A 20,095-nucleotide genomic window follows, 5' to 3' on the forward strand; every position below is an offset into this window, starting at 1 on the left:
ATCGGCAGAAAAACGCCTTACTCCTTGACAAGAGCCGATTACTATTGTAAAATAGAGAACGGAGGTGTTTTGATGCTGAATTACAGACCAAAAATGTTCGATGAAGCAGCAGGCTCCCACGCTTCAAAGAACATTTTCAAGATAATAATAAGCTTTATACTGGTATTCATAGTGATACTCATACTCGAGACCATTCCCCCCGCCATCATCTCATGGGGAGCCATGAAGGAAGAAATGGCAAGGCTCTCGGCAGATGGCTTTTCGGGCAATGAATGGGAACTCTCCATGAAGGCATCGCAGATAGTCTCAATGGATCCAAAGATAATGGTGCCCACGCTTTTCAGTACCATATTCGGCACTCTGGCAGCCATTTTCTACTGCCGCTGCATAGAGCTCAGACCTGTACGCTCCATGGGTGCAAGGAAAAAGGGCATTTTCGGCAGTTATTTCCTTGGCCTGCTGATAGGCGCGGCACTCATGTCTGTCATAGTGCTTCTCAGCAGTGTCACAGGCGCAAGCAGCACATCTGCCTGCAAAAATGTCAATTACTTTGTCATAGCGATGTTCTTCCTGGGCTTTGTGGTGCAGGGTATGAGCGAGGAATTCATCTTCCGCGGCTACCTCATGACTACTATCGGAGGAAGCGGACATCATACCGCCCTTGCTGTGGGTATCAGCTCAGTGGGATTTGCACTTGCCCATGCCACAAACCCCGGCTTTGGCCTTGTCCCCTTCATAAATCTTACCTTGTTCGGCGCATTTGCAGCTCTTTACATGATACTTTTCGATAATATCTGGGGAGTTTCCGCTATACATTCCATGTGGAACTTCACTCAGGGAAATCTCTACGGCATCAGCGTCAGCGGCTCGGGAGACACCGAGTCGGTATTCCGCACCACAGCAGTCTCCTCAAAGGACTACATCACAGGCGGCGAATTCGGTATCGAAGGCAGCCTGTTCACGACGATCGCCCTTGGTATAGGCGTTGCAGCCGTTCTTGCGGCACTTTACAAAAAATCCTCGGCAGCGTCAAAAGCAGCGCAGCCTCAGGCATAAAAACACAGCCCGTAAGCGGTACAGAACTGCTTACGGGCTTTTTGGCGCAAAAAAAGAGACGAAGGATATTTTTCGTCTCTCCTGCATCAGGCTGTGCATACAGCCTTTTTATTCCTTTGTTTCAAGTATGAGCAGCACAAGATAGGTCAGCTGGAAAGCAAAGGCCAGTATGCAGCCCACAGAGGTCTTTGCTATGGAGAAGCCTCTCAGCTTCTGTGCGGGAGTGGACATTGGAAGTCTGCTGCCTTTGCGGAATATGATCAGGAATATAAGTCCTGCCACCGCAGCAATGATAACGACCAGAGCAACCGCAGCCTTTGCGGTATCGTATCCGTCAAGAAGTGACAATACAGTTACCATAGTATTTATGAAGATGTGCACGATGATCGAAGGAAGTATCGAATTGTGCTTCATGTCGATATGTCCCATGAATATGCCGATAAGAAAGGCCAGCATGAACTGCGGGATATTTCCGTGTGCAAGTCCGAAGAATACTGCAGAAGCAATTATGGCAAATCTCTGATCCGCCTTGGCAAAGATCTTCATCAGAGCGCCTCGAAAGAAAAATTCCTCGGTAACGGGAGCGATGATGCAGGTGTAAAGCGTGAGCACCGCGATTCCCAGTCCCGTATTGCCGTAATCGGAATCCATAACGTCCGTAGTGAAACCGTACTGAGAGAAGACGTCTTCAATGCCTTTTGCCAGAAAAGCTGCCGCCGTCCAGATGAAAAGACCCGCCATACAGTGAATAAAGACATCACTCAATGAATAATCCCGCGTCTTTATCAGCGATGAAGGCTTTATTTTCGCCCATTTCAGTCCTATAAAGCCGAATCCCACATTTGCTGACAGGAATATGAGCATATTTATAGAAACGAAGATAGCGCCCTTTTCCATATAGTGGGAGATGGCTCCCGAAGCCGCCTCGGGGTTCATGCTCTTGAGTATGGCCTGTATGCCCACAATGAGCACCAGTGCAAGAACATTTGATACGATGAACTGGAACAGCGCCGTAAATCCGCCTATATTGTAAAATCTCCTGATAGCGTTCCTCTCCACCTTTGCAGGCTCGAAGGGCACAGAAAACTCCGGCATGGTTATCCACGGCAGTATCTCCGAATAATCGTCCCTGTACCAGCGGTACTCGGTAGGATTATCAAAGGGATCCAGCAAATCGGTCTTATTTGACTCGCGGCATTCCTTTTCCTTGGCTTCAAGCTGCCGCGTCAGATTATATATCTCATGGTTAAGCGCCGCGTACTCTGCGCTGTAACCCTGTGTATCGTTCATATCTGTGATTGTCCTGCCTTTCATATATATCTGAACCTATTCTACCACAAATGCCGACAAATGTAAAGAGAAAAAAACAATATTTCACTCTGTGACAATTATGCCCAGTCCCTGCGTACTTTCGGCAGCAAATGGCTCTGCCGCACCCTTTACGGAAAGGCGTATCGCATTCCCCTCACGTACAGCCCTTATGCTGACAGCCTCGGCACCGCTACGGTCATATACACAGGTCTTTGCGGAATCCCCGTCCTCAAAGCCGTACAGTACTATCCTCATGGCCGAGGTATAGTCATAATCGGCAGTATCCTCAAAGCTTCCGTAAACGATAATGGAGGCCGGCCGTGCATAGAGCGGAAGTCCGAAATAATCATACTTTCTTGTGTACCAGCTTCCACCGCGGAGCTCCTCCCCTGTCTGGATATCCGTCCATATGCCTCCAGCAGGAAGGTAGAAGCTGCACTCGCCGTCTTCCCTGAAAACGGGAGCCACAAGGAGAGAATCGCCCAGCATATACTGAGTATCCACGGCAAGGGCACTCCTGTCGCCGGTAAAGTCCACAGCCATAGCCCTCATCATCGGTATGCCCGTAAGATGAGTCCTTACCGCATTTGACCAGAGATATGGCATCAGCCTGCCCTTGAGCTTCACGAAATGCCTCGTCACATCGCAGCTCTCCTCGTCGAAATGCCACGGCACACGGTAGGAGCTGTTGCCGTGGAAGCGCGAATGTGAGGACATGAGCCCGAAGGCTGTCCAGCGCTTGTACAGGTCGGGAGTGCCTGTGGACTCAAAGCCGCCGATATCATGGGAGAAATATCCGAAGCCCGACATACACAGGGAAAGTCCTCCTCTTAAAGTCTCGGCCATGGACTCGTAGTCCGAGAAGCAGTCTCCGCCCCAATGTACGGGGAACTGCTGACAGCATGCGGTGGCCGCCCTTGCGAAAACGCAGGCCTCGCCCCTGCCGCGCACGGACTCTATTGCCTCAAAGACCGTTTTATTGTAGAGATAAGCATAGTAGTTGTGCATCCTGAAAGGATCCGAGCCGTCAGAATAGACCACATCCGTGGGGATACGCTCGCCGAAATCGGTCTTTACCGCGTCAACGCCCATTTCCAGAAGGCCGCGTATCTTATCTGCGAACCACTCTCTTGCCTGCGGACAGGTAAAGTCTATCACAGCCATGCCGGGCTGCCACATATCACACTGAAAAACCGAACCGTTTCTGTTTTTTATGAAATAGCCCTTTTCGGCGCACTCGCGGAATACAGGGGATTTCTGCCCGATATAGGGATTTATCCACACACATATCCTCAGCCCCTTTTCCTTCAGCCTTGCAAGCATGGCCCCGGGCTCGGGGAATTTTCCACTGTCCCACTGAAAGCTGCACCACTCCATTTCCTTCATCCAGAAGCAGTCAAAGTGGAAAACATCAAGGGGGATATCCCTGCGTTTCATCTCCTCAATAAAAAAGCTGACAGTCTCCTCGTCGTAATCCGTGGTAAAGGAGGTCGAGAGCCACAGTCCGAAGGACCAGGGCGGCGGAAGCGCGGGTCTTCCTGTAAGGACGGTGTATCTCTCTATCACGTCCGCGATACTTTCTCCGCCGAAAAGGAAGTAGCTCATGGACTCACCCTGCACCGAGAAGGCGGTTTTCGACACATTCTCGCTGCCTGTCTCGAAACTTACCTTTTCGGGGGTGTCAACGAATACTCCGTAGCCTGCCGACGAAACGAAAAAGGGTACCGACTTGTAGCTCTGCTCGGTGCAGGTGCCGCCGTCATTGTTCCATATCTCAGCGGTCTGACCGTTTTTCACAAAGGCTGTGAACTTCTCGCCGAAGCCGTATATATATTCTCCCACGGAGATATTGAGCATCTCGCGTATATAGGTGCTGCCTCCGTTATCCGACTTAGCAAAGAAGCTGTGTCCCGACTGCTCCTCCTCGGTGAGCTTTCTGTGCCACGGCTCCTCGGTTATGACGGATGTAGTCCTCCTGCCGGAACCGGTAAGGTATCTTCCGTCATATCTGTATGAAATATCCCATTCCTTGCCCTCTTTGCCTATCCTTACGGCGGTGAGCCCCGAAATGAGCTCAGTACAGCCATCTGCACAGCGTCTTATCACGGGAAGGAAACCGCTGCCCTCATTGAGCTCAAAGGACGGCTGCCTGTCAGGCTCTCCGCAGAAATGTCCGATACTCACTTTTATACAGTTCTCCATAGGCGAAGAGAACCTCACCGTCAGCACCGGACCGCCCAGAGTCATGCCGCGATTTAATATGATATGAGAAGAAGCCAGCACAGTCACTGAGCTCTCATCAGTCCGCACCTCGTATATCTGTGTTGCCCAGTGCACATTGTAGCCCGGTCTGCTGAGCCAGAATCCGTCGGAAACCTTCATTTTTTTCAACACCCTTTCCCCATATGTTCAAAATGTCATGATAGTATCATCATATCATGTTTTTATGAACTTTTCAATCCGCTTAACTACTCTTTTTTTTAGCTTAAGGCAATTTTCGCAAAATATAAAATGGTACTTTAAGATTCTGTGATTTCAGTGTTTATATGAGCATAATGTTTGAAAAATGCTCTTTGTTCAAAAATTGCGATTGCCACCGCAATTTATGGTTATATCATCATTTTGGCATTTTTTAATCATAACATAAAGCAGAACACCACATAACATAATATGCAAAATGTCACTCGTTTAGCGATATAACACTTTTATGCTATTAATAGTAATATCGTGACCTATTTTTTTATTTTTGCCCCTTTTTTTAAGACTTCCGTCATTTTGTACACCTAATCTGTATTTTTTGAGTTGCAAACTATATTTTATTGAAGTAAAATGAGTGTAACAGAATGAAATGATATGCACACTATCATTCCGTTGTCCGAAAAATATAAAATTTTTTACGAGGAGGAGAATTTATGAAAGTCAAAAGAATAGTTGCAAGCCTTACGGCTGCAGGTTGCCTTTCAGGGGTAGTTACTGTATTCCCGGAAGTAGTACAGCGTACATATGCTGCTCAGATCGTCTACAACGATTTTGAACGCAATTACGAAGGCTGGTATAACGACGGAGAAACAGTCGAGCTGACTGCGCAGCCTGCAGCAGGCACCGGAATGTCAAGAGGTATGAAGGTATCAGGACGTACTTCACCCGAAGACGGTGCTGCTTCTTCAAAGGGTCTTTACCTCTTTGGCGGTGACAGCTATACCTACAGTGTGAAGGTATACAGCAATACAGCTGAAAAATTCCGCCTTTCACTTCTTACTATCGACGAAGAAACAGGAAAGGAGACCACAGTCGAGCTTGCTTCCAAGAACGTTCCCGCAGGCGAATGGACAGAGCTCAAGAGCACTTATACCGCTCCCGAGGGCAGCTACGAGTTCAAGGTAAAGCTCACCAACGATTCCACTGAGGACTTCTTCTTTGATGATTTCCTTATCAAGGGCAACAAGGCCGAGCTCGAAGCACACGCTGCTCCCGCAGGCAAGGGCCTTAAGGACGAGTTCGCAGACTATTTCCGTGTAGGTAATATCTTCAACGGACAGACCATCAGAAACAGCGGTATCCAGGGCATACTGCTCAAGGACTGCAACGCTATCGAGTGCGAGAACGAGACAAAGCCTTGGGATACTCTCGTACAGAGCGGTTCTACAGATACGAATGTAAAGGTATCTCTCAACAGCTGCGCAGCTATCTGCGATTTCTGCGTAAAGAACGGCCTCGGCTTCAGAGGACATACTCTCGTATGGCACAGCCAGACACGTGAGTGGTTCTTCAAAGAGAACTTCAACGATAACGGCGCTTATGTAAACGCTTCCACAATGGATAAGCGTATGGAAAGCTACATAAAGAATATGTTCGCCGCTTTCAAGACACAATACCCCGACCTTGATCTCTTCGCATACGATGTATGCAACGAGGTAGTTTACGACGGCACAGCCAACAACGGCGGTGCAAGACCTACCACAGGCAACGACAGATCATCATGGGTACAGGTATACGGCGGCAACTCCTTCGTTGAGAAGGCATTCACATATGCAAGAAAATATGCTCCTTCCACCTGTAAGCTCTACTACAATGACTATAATGAGTTCTCAGGCGACAAGAAGAGATGCATAATCAATACGATCCTCAAGCCTCTCATGGAAAAGGGACTCATCGACGGCATGGGAATGCAGTCACACGTCAGTGCAGCTTCAGGTCAGTATGACTGGGGCGGAACACCTTCCTACCTGGCTGCAATGGACGATTACCTCAGCCTCGGCCTGGATGTACAGGTAACAGAGCTGGATATCTCCACAGAGGGCGGCAAGTACTCATTACAGCAGCAGGCTGAAAAGTACAAGGCTATTTTCCAGCACGCTGTTGAAGCTAACAAGAGTGGCAAGTACAAGGGCAATGTAACTCTCGTACAGGTATGGGGCCCTAACGACAATAACTCATGGGTAGGAACAGACAAGGCTACAGGAAAGAGCAATGCTCCTCTCCTCTACGATGGAAACAATCAGCCCAAGGCTGCATACTCATCTGTTACTTCCATCATCCCCGACAGCCAGTGGGGCGTAGGCCTTCCTTATAAGGGACCCGGAAGCAGCGGATTCGTTCCCACACCTGTTGAGCCTCCAAAGGTAAGCAGCGAGGGATACTGGTTCCACAGCACATTTGAGGACTCGGAAGACAACTGGACAGGCAGAGGTTCATCCTCAGTTGCTACAAGCAGCACCACAAAGTACGCAGGCAGCAAGTCTCTCTACGTTACAGACCGTGCAGCTTCATGGAACGGCGCTGCTATCAGTCTCGATCCTTCGATCTTCCAGAACGGTGAGGAGTACAGCTTCTCAGTAAATGCCTGCTATCTGGATGGCAGCGAGGAAACACAGGAATTCAAGCTCACTCTCCAGTACAACGACAGCTCCAACGATCCTCATTACGATCAGGTTGCTATCGCTTCATCACCTAAGGGCGAGTGGGTACAGCTTGCAAATACAAACTTCAAGATACCCGCTGACGCTTCAGACCTTCAGCTCTACGTTGAGACTACCGACGAGAACGTATACGGAAACTTCTACATCGACGAAGCTATCGGCGCTCCCGCAGGTACAGTGATCGACGGTGCAGGACAGCCTAAGGTACGCAAGGTCGTACTCGGTGACGTAAACTTTGACGAGTGCATAGATTCACTTGATATGATAACTGCAAGAAAGGGCCTCATCAAGGGCGGCTTCGACGATGCAATGACTCAGAAGGCTGCCGATGTTGACCAGAACAAGACCTTTGAGGTCGCAGACCTGGTACTCCTCCAGCAGTACGTACTCAAGAAGATAACAGAATTCCCCGTAAACAAACCACCCGTTCCAGAAGTTGATCTTACAGCTCTGGCAAGTAAATTTGGTAATGTAACATTGGCAGAAACATGGAAAAAGGATAACGAGAACAATCCTATTTATACTCAGCGTTTCGGCGCTGACCCCGGCTGGCTGGTATATGACGGCAGACTTTACGTTTACACAACAGCTGATGAATTCGCATACAAGAACGGCCAGATGATCGAAAACGATTATTCTTCAGGCTATATCAACTGCTTATCAACAGCAGACCTTGTAAACTGGACAGACCACGGTCAGATCCCGGTTGCAAAAACAAGAGTAAACGGCACTCCTATTGCAAAATGGGCTAACAACGCATGGGCACCTGATGCTGCATGGAAAAATATCAAGGGACAGGATAAGTTCTTCCTTTACTTTGCAAACAACGGTTCAGGTATCGGCGTTATCACAGCTGATGACCCGACATTCACCAAGAATGTAAAGGATCCTCTCGGCCATGAACTCATTTCGAGGAATACACCTAACAGTAACGTAACATGGCTCTTCGATCCCGGCGTTTACTATGATCCTGAAACAGACAGAGCTATCATGGCATACGGCGGCGGCGTTCCCAAGGGACAGGAAGCTCTGACAAAGCAGGGACGTATCGTTGAGCTGGGCGATGACATGATCTCAATTAAGGGTACACCTATTGATCCCGGTGCGCCTTACCTCTTTGAAGACTCGAGCATGATCAAGATCGGCAACACATGGTACTATTCATTCTGCCACAACTGGGATGTTCCCGGCGGCGCAAGTTCAAACGGCCAGTCATTCAGCAATGCTGATATCGGTTACATGACATCAACAGATCCGCTCAAGGGATACACATACCAGGGCGTTGTATTCAAGAACACAGGTTCACAGAGACTTGATAACGGCGGTAACAACCACCACTCAATTATCGAATTCAAGGGCAACTACTACGTACTTTACCACTCACGCCGACTCGAAATGAATATGGGTGTTAACGGCGGCAGAGGTCTTAACTACAGATCACCCTGTATCGATAAGGCAACTATAAGCAACGGAAGGATCACATGTAATGGTTCACAGAACGGTGTAAGCCAGCTCGAGAACCTCGATCCTACACAGACAATCCGTGCAACTACAATGTCCAATCAGTCAAAGGGCATCAGCGTAGCTGGCGTAGGCAACTCAACACTTGAGCTCAAGAAGGGCGAGTGGGGTAAGGTCAGCAAGGTTGACTTCTCTAATGTAAGCGGAACACTTACAGCAAAGGCTTCTTCAAAGAACGGCGCTATCATCAAGGTAGTTGCAGGTTCAAGAACAGGCGATGCTATCACATACATAGAGGTGCCTGCAGGCGGCTCTATGGAAGAAATCATAACACCTATGACAAATCTCCCCAGCGGAGCTTCTGACATCTACTTCATAGCTAACGGCGACGTAAGCTTTGACAGCTGGTCAATGTCATAATTCTTTTCCGATGTTGATCTGTGCGGTGCATCTGCACAAAGCGCCGCACAGATTGATATAATTCCAAAAATAAATTGTAAGGGACAAATCAGAACAGGAAAGTCGTGCTGAACAAGCACGGCTTTCTTGTTTTATGATGTGTTTTTCACATAAAAGCTGCCCCTTGTCAGCAGAAAAATATAAAATTCATTTCTTTTTTACATAATCGGGTATAGACAAATTGAACAAAATATGATATAATATTTGTGAACTACATAAAAAAGCAGCACCTCAAAGCCGCTGAAGCAGGGTGAATTGCTTTTATTCTGCCCGAAAATCGGACAAGAAAGGAAGGTATATGCTTCACGAGAAATCATGCGGCGCCATTGTCTATCGGAAATACCACGGCAATACGGAAATACTGCTGATAAAGCATATCAACAGCGGTCACTGGTCCTTTCCAAAAGGGCACGTTGAAAAGGGCGAAACCGAAATTGAAACTGCCCGTCGTGAGATAATGGAGGAGACCTCCATTGATGTTATCATTGATCCGACATTCAGAGAGACCGTCACCTATTCACCGAAAAAAGACACGGTAAAGGTCGTTGTCTACTTTCTTGCAAAGGCAAAGAATGTTGACTTTTCACCTCAGGAAGGAGAAATTGCGGAGATTCGCTGGGTAGACATCTCCTATGCGGGAAATATTCTCTCCTATGAGAACGACCGGACTATTGTAGCCAAGGCAAAGAGCGCAATAAAGGAAAATCACTGAAAAACGGAACGCCCCCACAAAAGTGGGGGCGTTTTCTGTTTATATCGCTTTGTCTGAGATGCTATTCTCCGTTTTTACTGCTTAAAGAGTGACGGGAAGGCCGTTTATCTCGATGGTGGGATCGTCAATATCTATAAGAAGGCATCTTCTGCCGTCCACAACGCTGGTACGTACCTTATCTGCCGCCGAAGGCTTTATATTCACGGTTATGCCCGGAGATGTCAGTACGGTCTTTGTCTCAACGAGATTGGCTGCCGTAAGGGGCGCTGTGCCGCATACCTTTTCGTATACCGGCTCTATCATGTTCACTCTTTCCTCGGGGAGTCCCACATCAACGAGTATATCCTTGAGCCTTGCATTGTCGATAACAACCCTGTCGGTGTCATCCTTGTTGTCCTCCACGACCTCTTGTATCTTTTCGTTGACTGTCTTAATGAGCATATAGTCCAGATCATCGCCCACAACATTCTTGAGTATGCTCTGGAAGCTGCTCTTCTCGCTCTCTGCGGACATGACAAAGGTACAGCCGAGAACATTTTCGACCACGGACACATTGGGCGATTTCACGTTCTTTGTATAGTACATCACATGGTTTATATCCGAGCTCCTGTTGCTGAACACAGGATACAGGAAGCCGTCCGATGGAGCCTTGCTGATAATGAGCTCTGTATTGAGCTTCTTGGTTATCTCATTATTGAAGCTGTCAAAAACAAATCCGTCCTTGCTGGTATTCACGGGACATATAGCCGTAAGGATATAGCGGTATATCTCGTCCTCACCGTCTGCGAACTCGTCGTTCTTGTCCTTTTTGCGGACAGTATAGGTACAGTAGGACGTTATTACCGCAAAAGGACCTGTATACGCGATATTATTGGCGATATGATTAAGGAACTCCTCGCAGGCGATATCGTCCTTCAGCTCTGAGGTCAGCAGATTGTAGAGGATATTCTGAGGCTGTCCCTCGTCGTAGGCTTCATTGGGAAACTCATACTCCACAAAAGCCTTGCCCACGTTGGTATTGAGGACCTTTTTCAGCGTCTCGTCATAAACGTCATGCTCCTCAACAGGCATGGTAAGACATGAGCTCACATGGTGGTAGCGCAGGTTCTTTTCCGCGTCGATAAAGGCTGTGAGCACCCTGTCCATTATGAAGAAGCCGCTTTTATCCGAAAAATTCTTCTTTATCTCTGCTGTTTCCTTTTTATTCATTATGTACATCCTTTCTTGGAAACACACGGAGCTGCCGCACTAAAGCGCCGCAGCTCCGTATCATCATCTTACTGTTATACTTCCGCCCTCGAGGTGTTCAAAGGCGTATTTCTCAAACGACATATCATTTTCCTGATTTCTGAACATATCAGTATCCATGTAGTAATAGCCAAGATCGTAGACCGTACCCGGCTGTGCATCATCGGGTATCTTAAAGAAGAAGGTTACGATATTTCCGTCCTTGCCGCCGTTGTCCGTAAACATGGTGGTAAAGAACACAGAACGCTTATGATCTCTTTCCAGCTCCGGAGCAAGGTTCTTCTGCCAGTCCATGGCGATGAAGCCTGCATTTGCCTTTATAGCCTCGCCGGGTTCAAAGTCTGCCATGAGTTCCTCCTCGTCTGCAAGCTTGCATTTGAGTACCTCAGGGTAGGTTATATGGATACCGCACATATTCCATTTTTTCTCGGCACCGGTTATTGATACAGTGACCTCAGCCATTTCTCCGGGCTTTGCGGAAGTATTGCTGAGCTTAATAACGGGACCGCTTTCCAGTGCGGGAGTGTCGGCGTATTTAAGGCGCATGAGCTCCATGCTCTCAGATATTTCGGCGCTGCCGCCCTCTTCAGCAGCAGTTTCTCCCTCGGTTGCCGAAACAGTAGCCTGCGTCGGGATCTCTGCCACTTTACTGCTGCTCTTTCCCGAATCCAGACAGCCTGTCACAGACGCTGACATAACAAGTGCCAGCAGAGCTGCGGAAAACTTATGCTTCATTGCCGGAAGCCTCCTTACTGCCCGTAACAACGAGCTTATCTCCCTCTGAGGATATGCTTATCCTGTTTATCTCAGAGCCGCGTTCGAGTATAATGTCAGCCACCTGATCCTCTATCTCGTCACGGATAACACGGCGTATATCTCTTGCGCCGTAGGGCTTTCCGAAGGACTTATCTGCGATGAGCTCAAGAGCCTCGCGGGTATACTCAACGGAAATATCCTTTTCTGCAAGGGGTTCCTTCATCTCGTCTATCATAAGAGCGGCGATGTCTGCAAAATTCTCCTTGGTAAGATCCTTGAATACGACGATCTCGTCGATACGGCTGATGAACTCGGGACGAAGGAAATCTCTCAGTCCCTTCATAGCTTTGTCTCTTGAGATCTCGCTCTCGGTACGGTTGAAGCCGACACCTATACTCTTATCCGTAGAGCCTGCATTTGAGGTCATACAGATTATGGTATTTGCGAAGTTTACAGTTCTTCCGTGAGCGTCGTCCACCTTGCCCTCATCAAGTATCTGCATGAGGATATTCATTACATCGGGATGAGCTTTTTCTATCTCATCGAAAAGTATTACCGAATATGGCTTACGGCGTACCTTTTCAGTAAGCTGTCCTGCCTCGTCATAGCCCACATAGCCCGGAGGCGAGCCTATCATACGCGCAACAGAGTGCTTTTCCATATACTCTGTCATATCCAGTCTTATAAGCGGATCGGGCGAATCAAAGAGCTCCTCGGCCAGTGACTTTACCAGCTCGGTCTTGCCCACACCTGTAGGACCTACAAATATGAATGAAGCAGGTCTGCGGCGCTTGCTGAGCTGTACCCTTGTGCGCTTTATAGCCTTGGTAAGAACGCTTACTGCCTCGTCCTGACCGATGACTCTCCTTCTGAGAGCTTCCTCCAGACGTGAGATCTTCAGGAACTCTGTCTCTGCGATCTTAGCCGCAGGGATACCGGTCCAGCGCTCGATGACCTTAGTGATATCCGACTCCTCCACATTGACGTTTTCAGTCTTTTCCCTGAGCTCGGCTTCACTGTCGCGGAGATGGATGAGCTTGCCCTTGACCTCAGCCAGAGCCTTATAGTCTATTTCTTCCTGTTCAGATATGGATGTTTCCATATCCTCCAGTACCTTTATTTCCTTTTTGAGCTTTTCGTATTCGCCTATCTCGGGACTGCGTATGCAGGCATATGCACAGCTTTCGTCCAGAAGGTCTATGGCCTTGTCTGGCAGGAAGCGGTCTGTGATATATCTCTCCGAGAGCACAGCACATACTCTCACAAGGTAATCGGAGATATGGACCTTGTGGAATGCCTCGTAGTACTTCTTTATACCCACAAGAACATCAACGGTGTCCTCTATAGTGGGCTCATTTACGGTAACAGGCTGGAAACGGCGCTCAAGAGCCGAATCCTTCTCGATATATTTGCGGTACTCGCCGAAGGTGGTGGCACCTATGACCTGCACCTCGCCTCTTGAAAGAGCGGGCTTGAGGATATTTGCGGCATTCATGGAGCCTTCCGAATCTCCTGCACCCACAAGGTTATGGACCTCATCGATAAAGAGGATGATATTGCCCTCGCGCTTTACCTCGTCCACAAGTCCCTTTACACGGCTCTCGAACTGTCCGCGGAACTGAGTTCCCGCAACGAGAGCAGTAAGGTCGAGGAGGTATACCTTCTTATCCGCAAGATTGAAGGGCACATTTCCCTCGTTTATGCGCAGAGCTATACCCTCGGCAATAGCAGTCTTGCCGACGCCGGGCTCGCCTATAAGGCAGGGATTGTTCTTTGTACGTCTTGAAAGTATCTGAATAACACGTGCGATCTCGTTATCGCGTCCGATAATATTGTCCAGCTTGCCGTCAGCTGCCTTCTGTGAAAGGTTAGTGCAGTAGCTTCCGAGGAACTTGGGCTCCTTTGCCTTTTTATCCTTATTGCGTCCGAAAAGGCCGGATTTTTTCTCCTTGCCGTCCGACTGCTTGTCATCGGAACGTCCGCCGAAGAGGCTGCGCGGATCAAAGCCGCTCTTGCCGCCCTCCTCAGAGCTTTCGCCGTCGCCGTCATTGCCGCCGAACATATTGGTAATGAAATCGGGCAGAACGCCTGAGCCGCCCATTTCAAAGCTGTCTCCGTCGAGCATACCCATCATCTGATCCGAGAGCTGATCTATCTCCTCGTCAGTGATGCCCAGCTTATCCATATATTCCTTTATCTGCGGAATATTCTGTGCTCTTGCACAGGACAGGCAGAGGCCTTCGTTCTTCTTTTCGTTGCCCTGAACGGAAGTAATGAACACTACCGCAGGTCTTTTCTTGCATTTACTGCACATTATCATCAGGCAGTTCCTCCAATTGTAATTATTGTACGCTCATACTTTTGCAGAGCGAGGTAATTTACATATTCTTTACCAAGTCATAAACGAACTTGAAAAGGTAGGTCTGATCAATAGCGTCATGATTGAAGAAAAGCATCTTGTTGCTTCCGAATATGACGTAGAGTCTGACCATTACCGCAATTGCAAATACTATCACGCAGCCCTTGAAGGCACCGATAAGTCCGCTGAGCAGGTGCGATACGACACCGGGCTCCATATTGTCATTTCTTCCCGCAGAGGAAGATATGAATACGGTTATCAGGATAAATATCACCAGAAGTGCCAGGAGAGTGATAAGTCTCACCTGTGACCTGTAGGGCTTGCCGAGGTAATTCTCAACTATGAATTCAGCAGGAGCACGCATACTTTCCTTGTCCTCCAGCAGCTTCATGAACTCGCAGAACTTCAGCGGATCCCCTTCGATCTGAACAGCCGCATACTCTGCGGAATATTCGCTCAGGTGCCTTGAGATTATGCCGCTCATAACAGTTGCATAGCCCTCATGGAGCTTATTGTAGAATATAGCCTCTTCATCGACCTTTTTGCCGTTGATATTATTTACATAATTATATAGATTCTCATCGACTTTCTCGCCTTTTTCGCATATGGTTTCGAGTCTGTCGCGGTCCACATAGATATTATACCCCAGCGACTCGAGATATTTAGCGAGCTCGCCGTTGAATTCACGCTCTGTAAGAGCCTGATCCATTTTCTTGATATTGCTTTCCTTTACGGATTTCTCATAGATAGATCCGCCTATGGATGAACTGAGAGATATTGCGATAGCGATCGCCAGCACATATCCTACCAGTGAGAACGCTGCCTTGAGCAGCCCCTTCTTCACTGTTATGAAAATGCAGACAAGTATGGCGGCGACAGCCACAACATCGTAAAACCACCAGAATTGTTCTCCCATATATATTTGCGCCATCAGAAGCGATGACGCTGCCTCCCTTCGAATTATTAAAAAATATTATCCAAAGTCAGCTTTCATAGTCTATACGGTCTATTTTATTATAGCCTTTAAGGAAAATATGATCCTCGCTGCGTAAAAATTCCGTATAGGAGTCACTCACATCCGCTATTGACCTCAGGCCTCCGTTAAAGTCAAATGCCATTACTTTACCCTGACACATAACGTAAGCCAGATCTTCATATATTGTTACATCTATGGAAGGCTTGTCCAGCTCGATCACACGAGCTTCGGTATTGCCCCCCTTGAAAAGTGCTATTACGTATTTTCTTCTGTCAATATTGTTGACTATGACAGCCGAATTGCCCTTTTCACTGGCACCCGCTTCAAGCTCTCCGTCGTAGGAGTAGTAAGAGCTTATCTGACCGTTGTCATCAACGTATCCGCAGGCATCAGTACCAAGTACAAAAGCCCCTTTTCCATAGCCGTAAACATTCAATCCCAAAGTATTCAGTCCGGGCGAAGTCCAGCGTTCGCCCTTCTTGCTGAAATCTATCTCCTTCACCTTAGTGACGAGCTGTCCGTTTTCAGCAGATATATCGCTGAGCACGCATCCCTTGCTGCCGTTTATGAAGCTCAGGTCGCTCACTCTTTCGATACATTTTCTCTTGTAAATTTCCTTTCCCCTTTTGTCATATACTATCAGCTCGCAGTTGTAGCTGTCCGAGGTAGTGACTACTGCTGTGTAGCCCTCCTCGCTTATTCTTGCGAAAAGTATGAGATTCTCGGCAAATTCCTTTTTATAGAACACCTCATCCTCATTCTCTACGCTGAGTTCATTTCCTCCGTTCTCATACAGCAGGGCTTTTCCACCTGCCGCTCTGAGCACGGTATTGGTATATGTATTCTGCCGGCGCTTCAGAAGGGCACCGTCGGAATCGTAAAAATAGGTATATGCATCGCTGAGAACTACCATTTTCCTGTCGGTCAGTGCCAGCTGATACTCTCCGCTGCTGCTGATCTCGATAGGGAAATTACCTTCCGCCAGCTTTCCGGAATTGACGATAGTTCTGTACTGCTGGCCAATTCCTCTTATTTTATTATACCACTTGTCACGGGTAAAATAAAGCCCCGCTCCAATGCCCGCTATGAGCAGGATCGTCAGAAACCGCATCCGTCGTTTACGCCGCTTTTTTCGATTTTTAAGATCGACAATATCATCGGCGTCATACATTTTCGGCACGCTGACACCTCCTTAATCCTTTGTTCTCAATTCTCCTTCTGCAATTCCTCTTCGCTGTAGAACACCCTGTTCAGGTACAGCCCGTGAGCCATTGCTGTTCTGCCCGCCTTCAGACGGTCTTTTGCGGCCAGGATAGCAGGTATATCGTCAGGGGCAATACGCTTCTCGCTGACGTCCAACAGAGTACCCGCTATTATCCTAATCATATTATACAAAAAACCGTTGCCTTTTACAAGCATTATCACAGAATCTCCACTTTTTTCTATTCTGAAGGAATAAATAGTCCTTACAGTCGTGGAAACATTTGTGCAATCGGCACAAAACGAGGAAAAGTCATGAGTCCCCACGAAATACTGTGCCGCCCTGCGCGCCGCTTCAATGTCGAATTTTCTCCTGTAATGGAGCATAAGATCTGCCGCAAAGGGATTCTTCGACTCGCTGCAGTGTATTTTATAGATATACTCCTTGCCCTTGCAGTCAAAACGCGCGTGAAAGTCCTCGGGGGCGTCCTCACAGCTGAGTACTGATATATCATCGGGAAGCTCGCCGTTCACGCCTCTGCAAAAGCCAAGACAGCCTATACTGCTGCTGGTCTTTACATTTAAGCAGAACATATTTGCATGGACTCCCGTATCCGTCCGTGAGCACCCTGTTACTGTCACAGGCTCGTTAAGTACCTTTGACAGTGCCCGTTCAAGCACCTCCTGTACCGTCACAGCGTTGTTCTGCCGCTGAAAGCCGTGGTATGCTGTGCCTCTATATGCTATTGTCACTTTCAGATTGCGCATTCTCGCCCTCCTTTTTTTCAGGTCTGCTTCCGTCGTAGAGCACTACCTCGGTGTCCTCGACTCTGCCTATGTCCTCACCCAGAAGTGATTCTCTCACCTGATCGTATATCTCAGCCCTGTTTGTATAGGGCGAAGGTATCTCATCGCGTATATTATCCACAGCAGGCACCGAATGTCTGCGCTGCATTATCCTGCGGCGCTTATCGCAGAACACGGTGAGCAGCACCAGTCCCAGGCTAAGGAAGGTTATGGTCACTCCGAGAGGAAAGCCCTCGGGAGTATACTTCAGCCTTACACTATGGCTGCCCTTTGGCACTCTTACGCCCGTCATGGACTGTAGGAGCTTGAAGGTCTCTGCCTTTTCGCCGTCTATATACACCTTCCATCCCTTTTCAAATGGGATTGAAAGGAACATGATTCCGTCCTCGTTTACCTTTATCTCCCCCTTTATGTCTCTGTCAGTAAAATCGGTGATATGGAGCTGCTCATCTGCAAGAGCACAGTATGCTCTCTCGAAATTTTCGCGGTTGAGAGCATATACCATCAGCTTGAAGTTGCCTGTCTGGTGATCTTTGTTGGAAGTGAGCTTTACAGTGGAGGTCTCGCCTGCCTGACCGTTGCCCATAGGGAAAACTATGGGATAGCTCTCTATGAGCTTGCCAGAATCCACTATATCCTCGCCGCATTTTATCTCCACAGTATCGCAGGTGCCGCCTGTACCGTTGGCATAGCCGTAAAGGTAGCTTCCGTCAAGACAGTCGTAGGTGTAGGTAGCGCTGCCTGTAGGCTGATCCGAGGTGTTCCTGAAGGTATAGTTGCCGTAGCCGTTCTTTGTGACCTCCAGATCGTCATATTCTGCCAGAGCCACGGGCTGAGGCACGAACATCTTATCCTCGATGCCTGTTGCCCTGCGAATGAGAGCGTTCTGGTACTCAAAGGGATTGGCTGCGCCGTTGTCCTCCATTCTGAGGATATTCTCGCTTACCATGAAGCCCAGTGAAAGGGGGTAACGATTCTTATAGCAGTGAGACTCTCCTGCCTTGTCATTCTCCTCCAGCACCCACGCCTCGGAATTTAGAGTGCTGCCCTTCTTTATTATGTATTTTATTCCCAGAAGTGAATTCACAACGGGAGTAGATGTCCTGTAATAGTATCTGTTTCCTGCCTCGGAAGCATATAGGCCAAGGCGCTTGAACAGAGTCGTCACCGACACATTTGCAGCCGACGAGAACTGTGATACTCCGTAATAGCCGTAGAGCGAGCTGTCATTGAGAGTATAGGTGTTGGTCATCTCGGTGCGGTAAAACAGCGACTTTTCCGTCTTTTTCGTAACGTCCAGAAGCTCGCGCACCTCGCCGTAGCTGGCAGGATAATCATAATATCCCGTAGTATCGACAGTTTTCACGCCCAGCTGAGCGTTGCTTATGAATTCGCTGAATACTGCCGCAGAAAGAGCGATTATCAGCATAACACTGCGCTTTTCCCTGGTTTTGAAGGGGAATACCTTCGCAGCAAGGAATATGAGCCAGAATGCACCAGTGATTATTGCCGAGCTTCTTATAGCGCCCTCGAATCTGAACTCCTCTCCCTTGACCATCTTGTTCAGGACAAATACCGTCACGGGAGCTATTATCATCAGCACCAGCTGATATATCCTTATTCCCCTGGACAGTATTATATCAAAGGCCCTGAAGGCCGCCGCTGCCAGCACAAAGCTGAATATAAAGGCGAAGCGGTAGGGTATCTGATTTGTGAAGTGAAAGCCGTGCCATATGAAGTTGAGTATGTTCATATTGCAGCTGACGGTAATGATACCGAGCATTATCAGCACTGAGATCTTCTCCCTTATCTTTATGCCAAAGGAGAACAGGAACACTCCGAACAGCATAACAGCCAGCATACCGCAGGCAAAGTTCGGCAGGCCGTCGACCTTTGCGGGAGCGTTATAGGACAGGAGATTTGCGAAGATCTTCCTCCAGTCCTCGTAGAAGGTCATAGTCTTCGGCATGGTGTTGTTTGCGCTGTATGTGAGCTGAAGGCCGAAATACGCAGGCAGCAGCATGAATGCTGCCAGACCGCCGCCCAACAGAGACGAGCGTATCATTATCAGAAGCTTCCTGAACCAGTCCTTTATGCCCTTGCACTCGATAATGCCTGCTGACGCGAACATTATCACCGAGAAAATGCAGGTGAAGTAGCCCACATAGTAATTGGCTGCAAGTGAAAGAGCCAGCCCAAAGGTGAATACCTTCCATCTGCCCTCTCTGCATATCATAACTATACCGGTCATGACCAGCGGGAAAAGCGCTACGGTATCGAACCACATAACGTTCCAGTAATAGCCCAGTGTATAGCTGCAAAGAGCGTACATCACCGAAAACATACATATGGAGAAGTCCCTGCGCCTGAAGGTATACCTCAGGAAGGTGCTGAAAAAGGCACCTGCGAAGCCTATCTTCGCACAAAGTATGAAGGTCAGGGCATCACGCTCGTGACCGTCGCTGAAAAATGCCGAAAGCCAGTTCAGCGGACTTGCCGCATAATAGGAGATCATTGACAGGAAATTTGTGCCCATGCCGTTCTCCCAGGAATACAGGAAGGAACCGCCGTTCATGAGCTTTTCGCGCACTACCCTGAAAAACGGGTAGTACTGATGCCAGAGATCGACTACAAGTATCTGCCTGTCGCCGAAGGGGTGTACACCGTACACACCGAAGGCGTAAAGCATTATCAGAAATGGGATAAGGAATGAAAGCAGAAAGAAAAGCACGCCCTTTTCAAACAATATCCCGTAAAATTTACCTTTTCTGAACCGTTCCATTTTTGTATGGACAACAGCTCGTTTTTCCTCTTTGTTCATTGTTACCCTC

Annotated in this window: 12 protein-coding genes; 3 read left to right on the forward strand and 9 right to left on the reverse strand. The window is 48.2% G+C overall.

Features of this window, described 5'->3' with window-relative positions; all coding sequences use genetic code 11:
* Positions 1-72: 72 nt before the first annotated feature.
* Positions 73-1,056, forward strand: a complete 984-nt coding sequence (locus RF007C_RS11435; protein WP_037299929.1) for a CPBP family intramembrane glutamic endopeptidase — start codon at positions 73-75, stop codon at positions 1,054-1,056.
* Positions 1,057-1,164: 108 nt separating this feature from the next.
* Here the strand turns inward: RF007C_RS11435 and RF007C_RS11440 are convergent, their stop codons facing one another.
* Positions 1,165-2,346 (reverse strand): CPBP family intramembrane glutamic endopeptidase, encoded by a 1,182-nt coding sequence (locus RF007C_RS11440; protein WP_161634888.1) that lies wholly within the window; start codon positions 2,344-2,346, stop codon positions 1,165-1,167.
* Positions 2,347-2,430: 84 nt separating this feature from the next.
* Positions 2,431-4,749 carry an alpha-xylosidase gene (gene yicI, locus RF007C_RS11445; protein WP_037299933.1) on the reverse strand — a complete coding sequence of 773 codons (2,319 nt, stop codon included), beginning with the start codon at positions 4,747-4,749 and terminating at the stop codon, positions 2,431-2,433.
* Between the two features lie 530 nt (positions 4,750-5,279).
* Here yicI and RF007C_RS11450 point away from each other — a divergent pair.
* Positions 5,280-9,167: an endo-1,4-beta-xylanase gene (locus tag RF007C_RS11450; RefSeq protein WP_037299935.1), complete on the forward strand. Its 3,888-nt coding sequence runs from the start codon at positions 5,280-5,282 to the stop codon at positions 9,165-9,167.
* 337 nt (positions 9,168-9,504) lie between these two features.
* Positions 9,505-9,918, forward strand: a complete 414-nt coding sequence (locus tag RF007C_RS11455) for a bis(5'-nucleosyl)-tetraphosphatase (RefSeq protein WP_019680028.1) — start codon at positions 9,505-9,507, stop codon at positions 9,916-9,918.
* A gap of 81 nt (positions 9,919-9,999) precedes the next feature.
* Here RF007C_RS11455 and RF007C_RS11460 read toward each other — a convergent pair whose 3' ends face one another.
* From RF007C_RS11460 to RF007C_RS11490, 7 genes are all read right to left on the reverse strand, one after another.
* Entirely contained in the window at positions 10,000-11,127 is a 1,128-nt protein-coding gene (locus tag RF007C_RS11460) for a DUF4317 domain-containing protein (RefSeq protein ID WP_019680027.1), read from the reverse strand.
* A 63-nt stretch (positions 11,128-11,190) separates the two neighbouring features.
* Entirely contained in the window at positions 11,191-11,901 is a 711-nt protein-coding gene (locus RF007C_RS11465) for a hypothetical protein (protein ID WP_037299937.1), read from the reverse strand.
* On the reverse strand, positions 11,891-14,242 hold the full coding sequence (locus RF007C_RS11470) for an ATP-dependent Clp protease ATP-binding subunit (RefSeq protein WP_193385756.1): 2,352 nt from the start codon (positions 14,240-14,242) through the stop codon (positions 11,891-11,893). Before RF007C_RS11470 ends, RF007C_RS11465 begins: the two co-directional genes overlap by 11 nt.
* Before the next feature lie 58 nt (positions 14,243-14,300).
* Positions 14,301-15,197, reverse strand: coding sequence for a hypothetical protein (locus tag RF007C_RS11475; RefSeq protein ID WP_037299940.1), 897 nt, complete (start codon positions 15,195-15,197; stop codon positions 14,301-14,303).
* 67 nt (positions 15,198-15,264) lie between these two features.
* The gene (locus RF007C_RS11480) at positions 15,265-16,428 is read right to left on the reverse strand and encodes a DUF5711 family protein (RefSeq protein WP_242836308.1); all 1,164 of its coding nucleotides are present in this window, start codon (positions 16,426-16,428) and stop codon (positions 15,265-15,267) included.
* A 35-nt stretch (positions 16,429-16,463) separates the two neighbouring features.
* Positions 16,464-17,225: a tRNA pseudouridine(38-40) synthase TruA gene (gene truA, locus RF007C_RS11485; protein WP_019680023.1), complete on the reverse strand. Its 762-nt coding sequence runs from the start codon at positions 17,223-17,225 to the stop codon at positions 16,464-16,466.
* Positions 17,194-20,085 carry a YfhO family protein gene (locus RF007C_RS11490; protein ID WP_037299944.1) on the reverse strand — a complete coding sequence of 964 codons (2,892 nt, stop codon included), beginning with the start codon at positions 20,083-20,085 and terminating at the stop codon, positions 17,194-17,196. Before RF007C_RS11490 ends, truA begins: the two co-directional genes overlap by 32 nt.
* Positions 20,086-20,095 lie beyond the last annotated feature (10 nt).

The sequence above is a fragment of the Ruminococcus flavefaciens 007c genome (genome assembly GCF_000571935.1).
Lineage (GTDB): Bacteria > Bacillota > Clostridia > Oscillospirales > Ruminococcaceae > Ruminococcus > Ruminococcus flavefaciens_F.

Coding starts and splice junctions, on each gene's coding strand:
- RF007C_RS11435 (WP_037299929.1), top strand. CDS start 73: ATGCTGAATTACAGACCAAAAATGTTCGATGAAGCAGCAGGCTCCCAC.
- RF007C_RS11440 (WP_161634888.1), bottom strand. CDS start 2,346: ATGAACGATACACAGGGTTACAGCGCAGAGTACGCGGCGCTTAACCAT.
- yicI (WP_037299933.1), bottom strand. CDS start 4,749: ATGAAGGTTTCCGACGGATTCTGGCTCAGCAGACCGGGCTACAATGTG.
- RF007C_RS11450 (WP_037299935.1), top strand. CDS start 5,280: ATGAAAGTCAAAAGAATAGTTGCAAGCCTTACGGCTGCAGGTTGCCTT.
- RF007C_RS11455 (WP_019680028.1), top strand. CDS start 9,505: ATGCTTCACGAGAAATCATGCGGCGCCATTGTCTATCGGAAATACCAC.
- RF007C_RS11460 (WP_019680027.1), bottom strand. CDS start 11,127: ATGAATAAAAAGGAAACAGCAGAGATAAAGAAGAATTTTTCGGATAAA.
- RF007C_RS11465 (WP_037299937.1), bottom strand. CDS start 11,901: ATGAAGCATAAGTTTTCCGCAGCTCTGCTGGCACTTGTTATGTCAGCG.
- RF007C_RS11470 (WP_193385756.1), bottom strand. CDS start 14,242: ATGATAATGTGCAGTAAATGCAAGAAAAGACCTGCGGTAGTGTTCATT.
- RF007C_RS11475 (WP_037299940.1), bottom strand. CDS start 15,197: ATGGGAGAACAATTCTGGTGGTTTTACGATGTTGTGGCTGTCGCCGCC.
- RF007C_RS11480 (WP_242836308.1), bottom strand. CDS start 16,428: ATGTATGACGCCGATGATATTGTCGATCTTAAAAATCGAAAAAAGCGG.
- truA (WP_019680023.1), bottom strand. CDS start 17,225: ATGCGCAATCTGAAAGTGACAATAGCATATAGAGGCACAGCATACCAC.
- RF007C_RS11490 (WP_037299944.1), bottom strand. CDS start 20,085: ATGAACAAAGAGGAAAAACGAGCTGTTGTCCATACAAAAATGGAACGG.